Origin of the sequence: Bifidobacterium pullorum subsp. saeculare (assembly GCF_016899725.1) — a bacterium.
Taxonomy (GTDB): domain Bacteria; phylum Actinomycetota; class Actinomycetes; order Actinomycetales; family Bifidobacteriaceae; genus Bifidobacterium; species Bifidobacterium pullorum_C.
Genome location: NZ_JACLYU010000089.1, coordinates 1 through 590, shown reverse-complemented (window position 1 = coordinate 590; position 590 = coordinate 1). Strand labels below are relative to the sequence as shown.

General features: G+C 49.7%; 2 protein-coding genes. One reads left to right on the top strand and one right to left on the bottom strand.

Features of this window, described 5'->3' with window-relative positions; all coding sequences use genetic code 11:
• The coding region (locus tag H7U32_RS09600) for a hypothetical protein (protein WP_204469825.1) at positions 1 to 180 on the bottom strand (180 nt) is incomplete at its 3' end.
• 10 nt (positions 181 to 190) lie between these two features.
• Between H7U32_RS09600 and H7U32_RS09595 the strand changes: the two genes are divergently transcribed.
• Positions 191 to 590, top strand: a 400-nt coding sequence (locus tag H7U32_RS09595) for a hypothetical protein (protein ID WP_204469824.1), incomplete at its 3' end; no start/stop codon positions are given.

Below are 590 nucleotides of genomic sequence, written 5' to 3'. Positions count from 1 at the left end.
AAGTAAGTTTATGCTTTTTTCATTGTCTTTCCCCGCAAAAGGCCAAATCTCTCCCAGAAAAACATTGCGCAACCCCCTAAACAATGTTAAAATATACTGTGCGATTATTACATAGTGAGGAGGTTTCCCCGTGAATACATTGACGATTGTTTTGTTAGTAATTCTGGTCGTTTTGATCATTGCGTGTATCGTGCTGTATTTCCTCGGCAGAAAGGCGGAGAGGAGACAGGCTGAGCAGCAGGAGCAGCTGGACGCCGCGGCACAGACAGTTACCATGCTTATCATTGACAAGCGTACCATGCGCCTGAGAGACGCAGGCTTTCCTTCCATCGTGCTGGAAAACACACCCAAGTATCTGCGCCGGTCCAAGGTGCCGGTTGTGAAGGCAAAGGTTGGGCCAAAGATCATGACGCTGATGTGCGACTCAAAGGTGTATCCCCTGATTCCCGTGAAAAAGGAAGTCAAGGCAACCGTGAGCGGCATCTATATCACAGCGGTGAGAGGCCTGCGCGGTCCTCTGGAAGCGCCCCCGAAGAAGAAGGGCTTTATCGCCAGGCTTCGGGACAAAATAGAGTACGTAGCATGTATAA